This window comes from Pseudanabaena sp. FACHB-1998, from assembly GCF_014696355.1.
In the GTDB taxonomy this organism is placed as follows: domain Bacteria; phylum Cyanobacteriota; class Cyanobacteriia; order Pseudanabaenales; family Pseudanabaenaceae; genus Pseudanabaena.
Window position 1 is genome coordinate 174249 of the sequence record NZ_JACJQA010000033.1, and the last position, 15651, is coordinate 189899.

A 15651-nucleotide genomic window follows, 5' to 3' on the forward strand; every position below is an offset into this window, starting at 1 on the left:
AGACTTAATATACATTTAACTTCTTTGCCCCACCATTATACCCCGATAATCCCATCGGAATTAAGATGAACTTTACAAAAAGCAACTCATTGTTATGGCTGTCACCAAGTTTATTAGAACCTATAGCTATTGCCATTCTTGTTAGGGTACAAAACCAGAAGACTAGTTGCGGCGCTTCGTGCCGCAACTAGCTTCTTGGGTTTTGTTTTGTCCTACTGCAAGTGACCACAGCTATAAAATCCAAAAAGAGAGGGGCAGTGCAAAGCGCTGCCCCTCTCTTTTTGGATTTTAATTTTGTCCTACTCTATTCCCATCCAAACAATAGACGTTATAAACTGAATTTATTCGCTTTCTTTGCCAAACCCAGAATAAGCCTCCATTGCGTGTTCAGAAATATCAAGTCCTCTAAACTCTTCTTCAGGATGAACACGGATACCGTTAGTAATTATAGAAATCACATACCAAGCAATAAAACTAAAAGCAACGGTAAATCCACCAACTGATGCAACCCCAATTAATTGGGAAATGAGTTGGTCGAAGCCACCACCAAAGAATAGCCCAGCCTTTGGTCCAGCCCCTGCTTGTAATATATAACCGCCGCCAATGTCAGTCTTTTGACCAACTGCAAAAAGACCCACGGAAATAGTACCCCAAATACCGCAAACTAGGTGAACCGACGTAGCACCTACAGGATCATCAATTTTTAGCTTGTCGAAGAAGCCAACAGCAAATACCACAATCGTACCGCCGATCGCACCAATGATTAGGGCGCTAGGTAGAGTAATCCAAGCACAAGGCGCAGTTACTGAAACCAAGCCAGCCAAAATACCATTAACAATCATCGATAGGTCGGGCTTACCAAGATATAACCAAGCTACAATTGTTGCAGCAATACCACCAGCGGAAGCTCCCATATTGGTTGTTAGAGCAATGTGAGCTATCAAACGACCATCAGCCGCCATAGTGGAACCGGGATTAAAGCCAAACCATCCTAACCAAAGGATTAAACACCCTAAAGTTGCAAGTCCCATATTATGTCCAGGGATCGCACGATTTTTGCCATCTTCACCATATCTTCCAGAACGTGCGCCAAGGATTGCTGCACCGATTAAGGCTGCCCATCCTCCCGCGGAGTGAACTACTGTAGATCCAGCAAAATCAAAGAAGCCAGCTTTTGATAACCAGCCACCACCCCAAATCCAGTGACCTGTGATGGGATAGGCGATCGCCACTAGAACAAAACTGAAAAGTAAGAATGCAACGAATTTGATGCGTTCAGCAACTGCGCCTGACACGATCGTTGCTGCGGTTGCCGCAAATACCAACTGGAATAAGAATTTAGCCTCTAGTGGCACACCCGTCCAGTTTAGTCCGGGGAAGTCACCTTTATATGCATCAAGTGTTGCAGGGCTATTGTCAGCACCAGCTAGGAAAAATCCTTTTAGTCCAATAAAGCCATTACCCGCATTATCGCCATACATGAAGCCAAACCCAACTACCCAATAAGCAAGGGTGGCGATCGCAAATACGATTAAGTTTTTAGTAAGGATATTAACTGCATTTTTACGGCGGCAAAAGCCTGACTCAACTAGAGCAAAACCCGCATTCATAAAAAACACTAAAAAGGCGGCAATTACCACCCAAAGTGTATCTAAACCAACTTTTAGGGATGCAACATTTTCCTGAACCTTGTCGGCAGTAAGGGGCTCAGGCGTAGGAGTAGCAGTTTGAGCAGTAGCTGCATACACCCAGAAAACACCAATTATTGCTGCTAGTGGAATACAAGCAGCCCAGTTTACTGAGCTTTTGAGTTTCCTCTTTTGATTGAACTTAGAAACCAACACCTTAAAAATCTCCTCAGCGAATTAACATAACAATGCAAATGCAAAGATTAATTACGTTCATAACAACAGATTCAAGCATCCTGACTTTGTGTGAATTGATACTGTTTAGGTCAATAATGTCTATTTCTGAAGAAGAAGATCTAGCGAAAAAATACTATCCAAACCATAGATAAATGCCAAATCTGAAATATATCAAAAAGGAAAATCACCTCCCAAAAGATAAGTGGCGACGCAAAGCGCCGCCACTTATCTTTTGAGATTATGTCCTAAGCAAAATTTATATTGCCAGAAATCATTAACCTTCTGATGAACTCTGGCTCACAAATACCCCTGAACCAAATTCACTACCATATGCTTCCTCACCATGAACAGGTAAGTCGATACCTTGCTCTTCGACAGAAGGAGTAACACGCAAGTCCATAAACAACTTAAGAACTTGGAGAATGATAAAAGTAGCGATCGCTGCAAATACATAGGTAAATGCGACACCCTCGAACTGTTTCCAAATTAGCCCAGGATTACCATCCAAAAGTCCAAGGTTAGCTTCTCCACCAAAGGCGACTTTAGTTGCAAATACACCCGTTAGCATTGCTCCAATAGTTCCACCAACACCATGGACGGAGAAAGTGTCAAGGGAATCATCGAATTTGAACTTAGCACGCAAGCTCACAGCAATAAAACAACAAACAGACGTAATGGAGCCAATCAAAATTGCTCCAATTGGGGTTACAAAACCAGCAGCAGGAGTGATACCCACTAGTCCAGCAAGAAATCCGCTAGCAATACCCACCGCAGTTGGTTTACCGCGAAGAACCCATTCAACTAGTAGCCATGTCAAACCACCCGCTGAGGTGGACACTGTGGTTGCCACAAATGCAACTGCCGCAAGGGGACCAGCCGCAAGGGCGCTACCTGCATTAAAGCCAAACCAGCCAAACCAAAGTAAGCCAATACCTAACAAAACGTATGGAACGTTATGGGGCGTATGGGGTCTAGAGGTAAAGTCCTTACGAGAACCAACAACTACAACAGCAACTACTGCGGCAACGCCAGAACTGATATGCACAACCGTTCCGCCCGCAAAGTCTAATGCTCCAAGTTCTTGCAAAAATCCACGTCCCCAAACCATATGAGCGAGAGGAGAGTAAACCAAGCTAGACCAGAGAAGAATAAACCAAAAATAAGCCTTGAAGCTCATGCGTTCAACGATCGCCCCAGAAATAAGTGCTGGAGTAATAATCGCAAACATCATTTGGTAAACCATGAACACTGCATGGGGAATCGTACCTGCATAGCCGACGGGATCAGGTGCATCAAACTTCACTCCATTGAGAAAAGTCCAATCAAGACCACCAATAAATTTTTCGATACCTTGTCCAAATTCAGGGGCTTTGATGGAGACATCAAAGGCTAAGCTATATCCCCACAATACCCAAGTAACACCAACAACAGCCATGAGCAATAAGCTCATCATCATTGTGTTGAGAACGTTACGGGTACGAACTAAACCACCATAGAAAAAGGCAAGTCCGGGAGTCATCAATAATACAAGAGCAGCAGCCACCAGCATAAATGCGGTGTCACCTGAGTTAATTGGTGAAGCGGCAGGCGCTGGTGCAAGCAACTTGTCAAGTGCTTCTTTTTGCTCCTTGGTTAAAGTCACCACATCACCACTAGCTGCTGGGGTAGATACAGCACTAGAAGATGGACTAGGAGAAGCTGTAGGCGATGGACTCGCCGTAGAAGTTGGAGAAGTAGTAGCTGTTGGGCTAGCTGTGGGAGAAGGAGAAGTGGTTGCTTGCGCCCAAGTTTGACCTGTAAACGGAAAACTCACTAACCACAATACTAGCAGCGCACTCAGTATAAATTTTTTGATCACAGACCCCATCCTTTCACAATTTTTCTTGTCATCACATTAAGGCGATATGAGTCTATGTAAGCTTTTGCTCTATTGCACAAGTTGATTTTTAAGTTACAAATCTAAAAAATTAACCTGTCTATAGACTCATGTTTATGTTTACAGTAAAGAAATTATTCAAAGATGATTTCATCAATATATAAGGCATCAATTTGTATAAGATTTTACAATCCCCCTTTTTAATTGATTAAATCAGGTATTTATCAGTGTAAACTTGCGAAAATGATTCAAGATTAGAGATTAATATTGTTTGTTTTTCACCTTTTTGCAGATGAAGATTTTAATCACTATTAAAACATTTAAAAATTTTTAAAGAATTTTTTTAGAAAAAAGATTCTTATATCTAAGAATTTAGGATGATCGCTTACTTCCCTATCCAAAGATTAGTGGCACGAAGCGACGTACCACTAATCTTTGGGTGGGAAGAGAGTATGAGCGATCGCAATAATAGCTTGGCTGTAAAATAAGAAATAAGTTGTTGATCGCAATGCGAAGCTGTGCCAACAACAACTTGGTTCTTTATCTTTACAATTGGTTACTGACGTGGACGCGATCGCCATTAGCTCTTTAGCGCTCAATATTTTGTTGGGGCTATTCATTCTCATGTACATATTTCGCATCGTGATGACATGGTATCCCCAGATTCCTCTCAAGCAATTTCCCTATAGCCTGATTACTTTCCCTACTGAGCCTTTACTGTTTGTGCTGCGGAAGCTGATCCCACCCATTGGCGGTATTGATATTGCCCCTGTGATTGGGGTGGGTATTTTCAGCCTCTTGCGCGAAATGTTGCTAGGTCAGCAAGGTATTTTGACGATGATGCAATAGTTTTAGCCACGGAAGTCTTTGATTTCAGGAACATCTGTCGCTCAAAAAGAGAGAGTCAGTGCTAAGCACTGACTCTCTCTTTTTGAGTTTCAAGCAAAATCTGCACTTGCTTAATAAATTGTTTCATCTTCTTTGCGCCAAGCAGGATCGACAATACAGATAAATACAATGGGTTCATCACCAATATTTTTAAGAAACTGCTTAGCATCTGGAGGGATATACACAGCATCACCAGATTCTATCTCGCGAACTTCATCATCAATATGCATTTCGCCGCGACCACTAAGAATATAATAAACTTCAGAAGTAGTCAGGGAATGGGACTGAGAAGTTTCACCTATAGGTAAAATGGCATGGGCAAGGCTATAGCGCAAATTAATCGCCTGTTTCTCAGGATGCAGTAACTCTCGCAAAATTGTCGAATCACCTGCGATAAATTCTGGACAATCAAGTAATTTTTGAATCAGCATTTATTTAGTCATTTATTTAATCGCTTGGACATCCCTAGTCGCGAAGCCATGAGCCGTTAGTTCTTTATTCAAGGCGATTGGATTTTTAACGCGATCAACAAATAGAACTCCATTTAAGTGATCCATTTCATGTTGAATTACTCGAGCAAGTAAGCCACTCGCCACCAGACGTTGTGGTCTACCATCTTCATCGCGATAGACAACTTCTACTTGATCGGGGCGTACTACATCTAAAAAGACTTCAGGAATGCTTAGACAACCCTCTTCACCATTTATTAAGTCTCCACCCGACGATTTAATTTCAGGATTAATCATTATGAGAGGAGGTTTGCTCTCATCTTTGAGTTCAATGTCAATTACCAGTAATTGTTTATTGATTCCCACCTGTGGAGCAGCAAGCCCAATACCATCATTGCTGTACATGGTTTGCAGCATATCCACAATAATTTGGCGAATTTCGTCATTGACTTTGCTGATACGCTTAGCGGGCTGACGTAATACGCGATCACCCATTGTATGCACTTCTAGAGGCGGATTTTTGACTTTTTGTTTAGGGACTTTGATAGAGATTGCAGACATTGCCTATTAGCTTTTAGTTGACTATTTATATTTTGGCATAATTTGCTGTAAACCTTCAAAAACAGAATGGCGGCGCTTTGCGCCGCCATTCTGTTTTTGAAGGTTAGCATGACTCAAGCATTGCTCTGGGTGTCCATAAGTATTTTCACAAAATCAAGAGCATCTTGTTTAGAATTAATCTTCCCTTCTACTTGAGCAATCTTAACTTTTTCGAGAAACTCTCCAATTTTAGGGCTAGGGGGAATTCCTAATTCTTGACGAAGATCATCCCCTGTAATTAAGGCCATGGGATAGGCGATCGGATCGTGGGGGGTGAGCCAACGCTCAATCCAAGGGGTAATTTGCTCCCATTGGTAATTGCTAGCTAATGCTAGAGTAGCGATCGCGGGAAAAAATTCTAAGGTTGATTGGAAAAATTTATATTGCTCCTTGGGGGAAGCAGAATCGAGGAGAGTAATAAATTGTGATAGATAGCGCAAAATTCCGACTAGCCAGCGTTGTTCGGCACGACTTAAGCATAAGAACTCTAAAGCATTTGCGGCCTTAGTTAACGCGGCTAATTTTACTATTACTAATGCATGGCGATCGCCTGCTAAGGATTTGCTAAAAAATAATTCAAGACTAGGAAATCTAGTTAAAAGATTTGAGATAACTTTTTCTGTTTCAGAGAATCTCGCCAAGTTAAGATATCGCGAAGGTAGCCAATCTTCTAAAATGCGATCACGAACCGCATCTAACATTCTCTGCCTTCCATTAGGTATTGATAGCAAATATCCCAGTTCGGTTAGTACCCGTTCGGCGGCAACAGACTTCAATTTAGGAGCCAGTTTCATCAAAACCTGTTTTGTCCAGTCTTCTATCTCAAATCCCAATTGGGCGGCTTGACGATATCCCCGCAAAATCCGCAAGGGATCTTCTGCCAAGTTCTCAGGAGCTACCATCCTGATTCTCTTAGCTTTTAAGTCCCCAATTCCATCAAACGGATCGATGTAACATATCTCCTGTGAATTTGCCTCAACTTCAATTAATTGATGACATTCCAAGGCGATCGCATTCATACAAAAGTCGCGTCGCCCCAAATCAGCAACTAGGCTATTACCCATCTGCTGAGCAAAATCCGCCGTGCCATCTTTAAACACTACCCTCGCAATATGACGTTCGGCATCGAGTACAACAAAACCCGCTTGATACTTGCGGGCGATCGCCTGAGCCGTTTCTATAGCTTTCTCTGGTAATACAAAATCTAGGTCAAGATATTTGCCTTGACGATTTAATAGGCGATCGCGCACCCATCCACCCACTAGATAGGTCGGAGTGGGTAAATCATTAAAATCAAAGGGAAACTGTGTCAAAATTTATTCAAAAATGTTGATATTATAGCGAACATCATTATAAAGAAAAATATCTAAATCTGATGATATCCAACCTATTTTTGCTATTTCTAATTCCTTAGTAATCGGCAGTAATCAGCATATTTTTTCACTCTGAGGACTGTTGATTGATAATTTCTGAAGCTTTCTGAGGAGATGATTCTGGAGATTCTTCTAATAATTCTACGACTTCTGGCAAATTTAGTGATAACTCTAACTGATCACTTTGTTCACTCTCTGGTAACTCTATTGAAAGTTCACCATTTGCAATATTTTGCCCCATAGAGATTGCTTCTAACCTCTCAACTATAACTTGAGCTTTATTTTTAGGAGTATCTACAAGAAAAGTTTCAGGTTCTGCAAGTTTCTCTAACTCTACACTTGGTGACTTATTTGCTGCCGTCCTTAGTTTGCTGGTCACTTGAGTAGTACGCTCAGCTACTACCGCCATTTCTTCTAGCGTAGAACTATCTGGGATTGGCTTGTAAATTTCTTTAGCGGCGATCGCATCAAGAGCATCCTCGGCTGACTGATCCATTTCTAAGGCGATCGCATCAGGATTAATTGGTGGTTTAACTTCTTCACTAGGTTCATCAAAAAGACTGACCAGATCGGGGAGTTCTTCACGCACCATCCGAATTGGCAAATTTGCAATCAGAGCCGTCATACGTTTATCAGACTCTAAGCGAATGTCTAAGGAAGCTTCATCAAGTTCTACATATTTTGAAACAACACGCATAATTTCATGGCGCATATTGTCAAATATCTGAGGTTCGATCGCTGCTCGATCATGCGCCAAGATAAACTTCAAACGCTGCTTGACTTGCGTTCCGCTAGTAACATTGCTTCTTTGAAATAGGCGATCGAGCAGTGTTGAAATCATATCGAACCTCAGGCATTTCCACTAATCCAGCTTGACAGACGCGCAAAAAATCCTTTGGGTGGAGCTTCAAGCTGCAAAAATTCTACATTTTTGCCCTCCAGTCTCTTTGCCACATTCTCGTAAGCAGTACCCGCAAGGGATGCTTTCTCTGACAACACCAATGGTTCCCCTTTATTGGTAGAAACGATCACCTGTTCGTCATCAGGGATCACTCCAATTAACTTAACTGACAAAATATCTAGGACATCTTCGACACTCATCATGTCATTATTCTTTACCATCGCAGGACGAATGCGGTTAAGAATTAATTTAATATCCGTAATTCGATTGGCTTCGAGTAATCCCACTACGCGATCGGCATCGCGCACAGCTGAAATCTCAGGCGTAGTTACCACGATCGCCTCCTTTGCACCAGCGATCGCATTTTGGAAACCAGACTCAATTCCCGCAGGGCAATCAATCAAAACATAATCAAAATAGCGGCTTAAAACTTCTACCAAAGCCTTCATATGGGCGGCGGTAATGGCAGTTTTATTCCGAGTTTGAGGGGCAGCTAATAAAGATAAATTTGGCTGACGCTTATCTTTGACCAAGGCTTGATCAAGCTTACATTCCCGCGCAATCACCTCTAGGGCTGTATACACGATGCGATTTTCTAGACCTAATAAAAGATCAAGATTACGCAAGCCAAAGTCAGCATCTACCAAAACCACCTTACGTCCTAACTTGGCAAGCGCCATGCCGAGGTTTGCAGAAGATGTGGTCTTGCCGACACCACCTTTACCAGAGGTAACAACGATAATGCGACTCATTTTTACGGATTAATAATTGAGCGAGGAATAAATTACCAGTAATTAGTAACGCTATAAAGGCGCTAATCCTTACTTTTTGAAGAAAAATCAACGGCTTGAACTATTTGAATCACAGGTGCACCTTGTGTACTCACAAAGGCTATTTCTGGACAGAAAGACGTACTAGGACTTTCAACACGAGCAATAAAGTTGGCAATCCTAATTTGGGTGGCATCAAGGTGTAAAGCCATAACTACGGCTTGAGCATTGCCCTTAGCCCCAGCATGAGCCATGCCTTTCAGTTTACCGCAGACAATAATATCGCCCTCGGAAATCAACTCTGCGCCCGCATTAACATCACCGAAGACAATAATACTGCCAGAATGTCGAATTTCTGTGCCAGATCTTACGGTCATCTTAATGTAGAGCGGATCATCGGTCGGAGCTTCAGGTAAAGGATTAAATCCTAGCAGTTCCCGAAAAATCGTTCCCTGCTCTACCGATAAGCCCATACTCGCGGCATTAATCGCGGTTTGACGGCGATTGGTTACCACACAATGTAGCAGCAATTGATAATTTTGCAAGGATTCTACCAACTCTTGCAGTTGGCGCGTATCCAATAGGCGATCGCCTGCTTGCAAATATACCTGTGTCCGAGGTTTCCAATCATGCCCACTCGCAGCCATACGTTGCTCTAGCTGAGACAGCATCTCCGCCCAAGTTAGATCGAGCAGCGAAGTGGCAGGAGATTGATTATTATCTACAGCCTTTTCCTCACTAGCAACAGGCTCATTTACCGATTTAACAATTGATTTAAAAAGCTCTAGGGTTGCCTTTTTTTCAGTTGGTAATAATAAATTGAGTTTGCCATCTAGGGTCTTAAACCTTACTTGCCAAATCTCCGCGTCAGGCAAAGGCACAGTTTTAAGATCTGGCTCAGGCTTCCTAGGGATTGGCTTGAGTTCTCCCCCCTCAACATCGTCAACCGTAAGTGGCGCAATAGTTACGACTTCTTCAGGTTGATCAACAATGACAGAGACTTCAGGCATCTCCGCAGATGACAAATCCCCTACCGCCGACTGCAATTTAGTAGGCGATAGAGGATTCGTTTTTACGGCAATATTACGCTCTTTATTCATGAAGCTCTTTAAATTTAGCGCTATCTACCTATACACCATCTATAGCTACAGCCAGTTATGAAGGTAGACTACGACACAAAGCGCCGCAAGTCTATCTTAGTTTTTAAGGTTGTCCTAACATAACGAGCTACTGCTATAAATCCACAAAAGTCATTAAAGGCGATCAGAAAAACTAGAAAACAAGAGGCTTAAGCTCCTTGTTTTCTGGTTAATTCTAGGCTGATGGCAATAACTGAAGGTTGTTTTCAGTACCACCTAAAGCTGCCTGTTCAATGACTTTGACTTTGCCATCGTCATCGACATCCACTGTCACTGATGCGCCTTCACGCACCTTGCCAGTGAGGATCTCTTCAGCAAGAGAATCTTCGAGCAAGCGCATGATCGCACGGCGTAATGGACGCGCCCCGTAGCTAGGGTTATAACCTTCTTGGACTAGAAGATCCTTAAAGCGCTCGGTCACGGTCAAGACGATATCCTTAGCAAGCATCCGCTTGAAGAACTCGTTGAGCATGAGATCGGCGATTTCCTTGACTTCGGGCTTGGTCAACTGACGGAAGACAATGATTTCATCCAAGCGATTCAAGAACTCTGGACGGAAGTATTGCTTCAGTTCTTCGTTAACTAGCGATCTGATGCGGGTATATAAACCATCTTCTTGACTAGCAGCGAAGTCGAAACCAAGTCCACCACCGCCTTTTTCAATGACCTTAGAACCAACGTTCGATGTCATGATCAAGAGAGTATTCTTGAAGTCAACGGTGCGTCCCTTCGAGTCAGTTAGGCGACCGTCTTCTAATACTTGCAATAGCAAATTAAAGACATCAGGGTGCGCTTTTTCGATTTCATCGAATAGCACAACGGTGTAAGGACGACGACGCACTGCTTCAGTAAGCTGACCGCCTTCGTTATAGCCAACATATCCGGGAGGTGACCCGATCAACTTAGATACGGTGTGACGCTCCATGTATTCCGACATATCGAGGCGAATCATTGCGTCTTCAGAACCGAAGAAGTAAGCAGCGAGTGCTTTAGTTAACTCAGTCTTACCAACACCTGTGGGGCCAGAGAAGATAAAGCTAGCGATCGGGCGATCGGGACTCTTCAGACCAACACGGGCGCGACGGATGGCACGGGAAATTGCTTTCACAGCTTCGTCTTGACCAATCACGCGACCATGGAGGGTTTCTTCCATCTGCATGAGTTTTGCAGATTCAGATTCAGTAATCTTGAGAACAGGCACGCCAGTCCAAGAACTGACAATGTAGGCGATGTCCTCTTCAGTTACATGAATTTCAGGCAAGTCTTCGGCAGGAGTCTCGGCTTTTTTGGTTTGGCTGAGGGCGCGAATTTGTTGCTTGAGATCGATTTCCTTGTCGCGCAATTCCGCTGCCTTATCGAAGTCCTGCTTACGGACTGCATCATCCTTATCTTTGAGGGCTTGACGCAATTCTTTGTCGAGTTCTTTGGCGGCGGGAGGCAATTGGGAGTTGATTAAGCGCACACGAGAACCTGCTTCATCAACTAAGTCGATCGCTTTGTCTGGCAAGAAGCGATCGCTAATATAGCGATCGGCTAGTTTTGCCGCAGCAACTAAGGCGGCGTCATCGATCTTCAGCTTGTGATGCTCTTCATAGCGTTGACGTAAACCGATCAAAATTTCAATGGTTTCTTCAACACTAGGCTCACCAACCATCACTGGTTGGAAGCGACGCTCAAGAGCAGCATCGCGCTCAATGTGCTTACGGTACTCATCGAGGGTAGTTGCGCCGATGCATTGCAGTTCACCACGGGCAAGGGCAGGCTTGAGAATATTGGCGGCATCGATCGCGCCTTCAGCAGCACCAGCACCAATCAAGGTATGGACTTCATCAATTACCAAGATCACATTGCCAGCCGTGCGGATTTCTTCCATGATTTTCTTGAGGCGTTCCTCAAATTCACCACGGTATTTTGTACCCGCCACTAGTAAGCCGATATCTAAGGTAACAACCCGCTTTTCTTGCAAAATGTCAGGGATGTCACTGTTAGAAATGCGTTGTGCTAAACCTTCAGCGATCGCGGTTTTACCCACACCAGGTTCACCGATCAGGACAGGGTTATTTTTAGTGCGGCGACCGAGGATTTGGATGACTCGTTCAATTTCTTTTTCACGACCCACTACGGGATCGAGTTTGCCATCTTGGGCAAGCTGGGTCAGGTTTGAGCCAAACTCGTCGAGGGTTGGCGTTTTGGTGCGTCCCGATGAACCACCACCTGCGGATACTTCGGCAGTCTCACCGAGCATCCTGATTACTTGTGTACGAACCTTGGAGAGATCCACGCCGAGATTTTCTAGAACTCTAGCGGCAACACCTTCGCCTTCGCGAATTAGTCCTAGCAATAAATGCTCAGTACCGATATAGTTATGTCCGAGCTGGCGAGCTTCTTCTAAGGACAACTCTAAGACTCTCTTGGCGCGAGGAGTGAAAGGAATTTCGACTGCGACAAAACCAGAGCCGCGTCCGATGATCTTTTCAACCTCAATACGAGCGTCTTTGAGGTTTACACCCATGGACTTAAGTACTTTGGCGGCAACGCCAGTTCCTTCTCCGATTAGACCCAATAGGATTTGCTCTGTGCCGACAAAGTTATGACCGAGGCGGCGAGCTTCCTCTTGAGCCAGCATGATGACTTTAATTGCTTTTTCTGTAAAGCGTTCAAACATGGCGTTTCCCCATACTTTGCTGCGTTCTGGTTAAAGTTAATACTAGCACAGCCTTAACAGCATTCTGTGTGTACGGATCTCACTCCTTTTTACCTAAATTGTTAAGATCTCTCTTAGGGATCATGTTTGCTTCTTACGGGCTGTTTAACCCCATATTTTTAGTTTTTTGTTGCTTGTGAAACCGATTAAAGGAACTGTTTACTGTACCCGAAGGCTAGGGTGGGAGAAGATTTTTATTTCTAGCGAAAGTATAAGACTCAATATTTAGACTTGGTAATTACTCAAGATAAATTAATTAGCTATGTCCTAAAGCTCTTACCGCAAGATATATGAAAATAGGTGTAAGAAAAAAACTGAGGTAGGAATATCTTGCTCAATTTTATTGTCATTACTACTTTTTAATCTTGCAAATGCTGTTAACGTAAAAGAATAGAAAGAATTAAAAAAGTATCAGTTTCTAGAGCTACTTTTAAAAACTTTTATAGATGGGGTGAGCTATTGCTATTCATTGAGCAATAAATTTTTAAAACAACGAAGAGGCAATAGAAGACTTTACTACGATCCGAACATTGTATTAAATATAAAATTCTTATTTTGTGTTGAATAGATGATCGCTGAGATTAATTTTCTCAAGCTATAGGAACCTTGGAATCTTTGCGTTAAAAGAGGCACTCTGTGTCAATAGTTGTTACCCTTAATCCCAAATTAGAGGCATTGCTACTATGTTAGGACAAAAGAAAAACCCAGAAGAGAGTTGCGGCGCTTCGCGCCGCAACTCTCTTCTGGGTTTTATGTCTTAACTTACTTGGCTATAGCTTTAACTACAAAACATTTAAAAGTAAACTTCTTTGCTGCCAAAGCATCCATGATCCTCCGATCGCCATAAAAGCAAGCACCACTTGGCGAAATTGCTGGGGACTCATGCGACTGAGGAGATATTTGCCAATAAGATTGGCAGGTAGGGCGGCTAAGCCGATCGCTAATCCTGCGACAATTTGTTCCTTAGACATTGCTGCTAGCGCTCCGTAAGTGATGATTTTCACGACATGGATAATCGTCATATGCATTGCTTTGGTGGCTAGCATTTTCTCCTTGACTAAGCCATAGCCCAGATAAAAGGGATTTAAGACAGGACCCGTTGTGCCGACTAAGCCCGATACATAGGCTTTGAGGAACCCCGCAGGCATAATGTGCCAAGCCTGAAGTTGAAATTTGGGTTTTACTTCTTTAGGAATTAAAGCTGATTGTTCGAGAGCACCTAATTCACTTAGTTCCCCTAACTGATTGATCTCGATGAGTTTTTCGATCTCTTCTAACTCTTTGGAATCATCGACCAATTTGATCTGTTTTGCCTGATCCTCAGCAACGGTTTTTTCAGGACTTTTTTCTAGTCCCAATAAAACGGCACTCACGATTAGGAAAACTGCAATCACTATTTGCAACCAATCGAGATGGATTTGGGTAAAGGTATAAGCACCCAAAATTGCGCCTACGATCGCTCCCGGTGCATACCAAGCGGTCAATACCCAATCAATATCTCGCCAAAACAGTAAAACCCGATGGGCGTTACCAAAAAACATGCCGATCGTGATTACAGGTGGAACAGCAGCAGATCCCATGAGGAGGTTAACTAACGGAATTAAGATGAATGGACTGCCCCCACCTGCCAAAGTGCTAACAATCCAAGCAAAAAAGCTAACCACACTGAGATATACAATTGGCATGAGTTCTGACATTGATCGATAATCCGTTTGTATCAGGCGAGTTACGGCGCGTTGAGCCGCAAATCCTATGAATGTTTAGATAATTACAACACATGAGCCTATCGACCCGAATCTATCTAAGTGAGATTAATCAAAAATTTTTAGCGCAACTAAAGGCTATTGATTGTGCTTGTCTCGGAAATTTTTGGAGCTTAGAGGCTTATCAGCAGGAGATTGATAATCCTAGCAGTTGCGTATTGGGTTTAACCACAGAAAATTATGAATTACTCGGTTTTGGATGTCTGTGGTCAGTCCTTGAAGAAGCTCACATTACGGTTTTGGCAGTACGCCCCGAATATCAAGGTCAGGGGCTGGGCAAAGCGATTGTTTGGGGATTACTCAAAAAATCTCGCGATCGCCAATTAGAATGGGCCACCCTAGAAGTTCGAGCTTCTAACTATGTAGCTATTGGGTTATACGATAGTTTCGGGTTTAAGGAAATTGGTAGACGTACAAATTATTATGAAGCTACTGGCGAAGATGCCTTGATTTTATGGTGCAAAAATATTCATACACCTGAATTTGGCTTGTTGCTAGAGCAATGGCATGAGGCAATTTCTATAAATTTATTAACAAAAGGCTGGAACTTATAGAGGTTTTCCCATGAGTATGCACTCTTGGGAAAACCTCTATAGTTAGGATATCAGCCAAATTAACTAGGGATTGCTATAGAATTAGTTTAAGTTTAAGAGCAATTAATTCGCTTTAGCATTAAAGGTCTAACGAAAATGCGGATATTTAACTGGGCAAAGCAAACTATACAAACTGCAACTATAGCGATCGCTAGCTGTGGATTCTGGGCTGTCGCGATCGCCAGTGCTAATGCCCAATCTGGAAATATTCTTGTTTACGTTGCAGGAAACAATCCTGTCACCTTAGACATTACGAGACAAGTCGTTACTAATCCTGTGATTGGCTTAGTAAATGGGAGAACATCTATATTGACAGGTTACTTTGATGCTCCAACCGCAGATTTTGTAACCCGAGAGTTGCAAAGACGAGGTATAGCTGCACAGCAAACCTATCAAGTTGCTCAAAATATTCCTCAGACTAATACCCCCTATGTAACACTGCCGACTTATTTGCCAAATAATAATTTGCCAAATAATAATTCCAATATCGGTTTGCAGAACTCCGCCCAATATCGCTATGTTACCGCAGTTCCCATGAGTGCTGGCGGACTAGGAGCCTTAGCCCAAGTCAAAAAACTCATCCCCAACGCCTTTATTTCCAAATCTTTTCGAGGCGATTATATCTATGCAGGCGGTTATACCAATCGTGATGCCGCCGAATCTTTGAAACATTTCTTGCGATCGCAAGGACTAGATGCGCGTGTACTCTATTTCTAAATTTATTTTTAAA

13 protein-coding genes are annotated in these 15651 nt (G+C 42.9%); 3 read left to right on the plus strand and 10 right to left on the minus strand.

From position 1 onward, the window contains the following. Window positions 1-341: 341 nt before the first annotated feature. Together H6F42_RS14610 and H6F42_RS14615 are read right to left on the minus strand one after the other, a co-directional pair. On the minus strand, window positions 342-1844 hold the full coding sequence (locus tag H6F42_RS14610; RefSeq protein WP_190400097.1) for an ammonium transporter: 1503 nt from the start codon (window positions 1842-1844) through the stop codon (window positions 342-344). Window positions 1845-2139: 295 nt separating this feature from the next. Beyond that, entirely contained in the window at window positions 2140-3468 is a 1329-nt protein-coding gene (locus tag H6F42_RS14615) for an ammonium transporter (protein WP_347272315.1), read from the minus strand. Window positions 3469-4305: 837 nt separating this feature from the next. Here H6F42_RS14615 and H6F42_RS14620 point away from each other — a divergent pair. Continuing rightward, window positions 4306-4590 (plus strand): YggT family protein, encoded by a 285-nt coding sequence (locus H6F42_RS14620; RefSeq protein WP_190400210.1) that lies wholly within the window; start codon window positions 4306-4308, stop codon window positions 4588-4590. Window positions 4591-4700: 110 nt separating this feature from the next. Here the strand turns inward: H6F42_RS14620 and H6F42_RS14625 are convergent, their stop codons facing one another. The 8 genes from H6F42_RS14625 to H6F42_RS14660 form a co-directional block, all read right to left on the minus strand. After that, a complete protein-coding gene (locus H6F42_RS14625) occupies window positions 4701-5060 on the minus strand; it encodes a cupin domain-containing protein (RefSeq protein WP_190400099.1) in 360 nt (119 codons plus the stop codon). Window positions 5061-5072: 12 nt separating this feature from the next. Further along, window positions 5073-5639 (minus strand): peptide deformylase, encoded by a 567-nt coding sequence (gene def, locus H6F42_RS14630; RefSeq protein ID WP_190400100.1) that lies wholly within the window; start codon window positions 5637-5639, stop codon window positions 5073-5075. Between the two features lie 113 nt (window positions 5640-5752). Continuing rightward, window positions 5753-6991 carry a CCA tRNA nucleotidyltransferase gene (locus H6F42_RS14635; RefSeq protein WP_190400101.1) on the minus strand — a complete coding sequence of 413 codons (1239 nt, stop codon included), beginning with the start codon at window positions 6989-6991 and terminating at the stop codon, window positions 5753-5755. 127 nt (window positions 6992-7118) lie between these two features. Beyond that, a complete protein-coding gene (gene minE, locus H6F42_RS14640; protein WP_190400102.1) occupies window positions 7119-7892 on the minus strand; it encodes a cell division topological specificity factor MinE in 774 nt (257 codons plus the stop codon). 8 nt (window positions 7893-7900) lie between these two features. Continuing rightward, window positions 7901-8704 (minus strand): septum site-determining protein MinD, encoded by an 804-nt coding sequence (minD, locus tag H6F42_RS14645; protein WP_190400103.1) that lies wholly within the window; start codon window positions 8702-8704, stop codon window positions 7901-7903. Window positions 8705-8766: 62 nt separating this feature from the next. Further along, window positions 8767-9822, minus strand: a complete 1056-nt coding sequence (minC, locus tag H6F42_RS14650) for a septum site-determining protein MinC (protein WP_242018454.1) — start codon at window positions 9820-9822, stop codon at window positions 8767-8769. 214 nt (window positions 9823-10036) lie between these two features. Next, on the minus strand, window positions 10037-12526 hold the full coding sequence (locus H6F42_RS14655; protein ID WP_190400104.1) for an ATP-dependent Clp protease ATP-binding subunit: 2490 nt from the start codon (window positions 12524-12526) through the stop codon (window positions 10037-10039). An 821-nt stretch (window positions 12527-13347) separates the two neighbouring features. Continuing rightward, on the minus strand, window positions 13348-14262 hold the full coding sequence (locus H6F42_RS14660) for a sulfite exporter TauE/SafE family protein (protein ID WP_242018455.1): 915 nt from the start codon (window positions 14260-14262) through the stop codon (window positions 13348-13350). A gap of 80 nt (window positions 14263-14342) precedes the next feature. Here H6F42_RS14660 and rimI point away from each other — a divergent pair, with 80 nt between their 5' ends. Together rimI and H6F42_RS14670 are read left to right on the plus strand one after the other, a co-directional pair. Then, window positions 14343-14882, plus strand: a complete 540-nt coding sequence (gene rimI / locus H6F42_RS14665; RefSeq protein ID WP_190400105.1) for a ribosomal protein S18-alanine N-acetyltransferase — start codon at window positions 14343-14345, stop codon at window positions 14880-14882. A gap of 135 nt (window positions 14883-15017) precedes the next feature. Then, window positions 15018-15638 (plus strand): hypothetical protein, encoded by a 621-nt coding sequence (locus H6F42_RS14670; RefSeq protein WP_190400106.1) that lies wholly within the window; start codon window positions 15018-15020, stop codon window positions 15636-15638. Window positions 15639-15651 lie beyond the last annotated feature (13 nt).

Bases quoted from the DNA above. Each gene is read 5' to 3' on its own strand.
- rimI (WP_190400105.1), top strand. From the start codon at position 14,343: ATGAGCCTATCGACCCGAATCTATCTAAGTGAGATTAATCAAAAATTT.
- H6F42_RS14670 (WP_190400106.1), top strand. From the start codon at position 15,018: ATGCGGATATTTAACTGGGCAAAGCAAACTATACAAACTGCAACTATA.
- H6F42_RS14625 (WP_190400099.1), bottom strand. From the start codon at position 5,060: ATGCTGATTCAAAAATTACTTGATTGTCCAGAATTTATCGCAGGTGAT.
- minC (WP_242018454.1), bottom strand. From the start codon at position 9,822: ATGAATAAAGAGCGTAATATTGCCGTAAAAACGAATCCTCTATCGCCT.
- def (WP_190400100.1), bottom strand. From the start codon at position 5,639: ATGTCTGCAATCTCTATCAAAGTCCCTAAACAAAAAGTCAAAAATCCG.
- minD (WP_190400103.1), bottom strand. From the start codon at position 8,704: ATGAGTCGCATTATCGTTGTTACCTCTGGTAAAGGTGGTGTCGGCAAG.
- H6F42_RS14655 (WP_190400104.1), bottom strand. From the start codon at position 12,526: ATGTTTGAACGCTTTACAGAAAAAGCAATTAAAGTCATCATGCTGGCT.
- H6F42_RS14660 (WP_242018455.1), bottom strand. From the start codon at position 14,262: ATGTCAGAACTCATGCCAATTGTATATCTCAGTGTGGTTAGCTTTTTT.
- minE (WP_190400102.1), bottom strand. From the start codon at position 7,892: ATGATTTCAACACTGCTCGATCGCCTATTTCAAAGAAGCAATGTTACT.